1 protein-coding gene is annotated in these 399 nt (G+C 41.9%); it reads right to left on the minus strand.

The annotated features are described in order from the left end of the window. Window positions 1-317: ribosomal eL8 family protein (locus QWY29_RS19825; RefSeq protein WP_300962962.1), on the minus strand; the 317-nt coding region annotated here is incomplete at its 3' end. Window positions 318-399: the final 82 nt, after the last annotated feature.

Below are 399 nucleotides of genomic sequence, written 5' to 3' on the forward strand. Positions count from 1 at the left end.
GGCCTGTATTTTTCTAATACTTTGAAAAGCTGGGTAGCTGTTTGTTTATCCAATGTCTGTGTAAATTGGTTGATTGGAGGTGGAACTTTCAGCCGCTTTTGAAGCACTGACTTTTGCCTCTGAATTCTGATGTATTTGGGCCATTTGACAAACCTTGACAGATCACGAGGAGGTTGGACGTCCTGTCCAATTCCGTAGTTTCTGGGCCTCTTTTCGAAGAGGGGGTTGACTTCCTTTTTAACCTCTACTTTCTTTACAGCTAGAGGAGCTGCCGCAACTTTCTTGCCTACTTTCTTCTTCGGTTTCTTCTGCACCATTTTTAGTTGCCGAATTCCTCGGGATGCCTTATATATTTAAGGAATAATAAACTAAAGATACACAGCCGACCACTCATAAAAA

Source organism: Nocardioides abyssi (assembly GCF_030412915.1).
Lineage (GTDB): Bacteria > Actinomycetota > Actinomycetes > Propionibacteriales > Nocardioidaceae > Nocardioides > Nocardioides abyssi.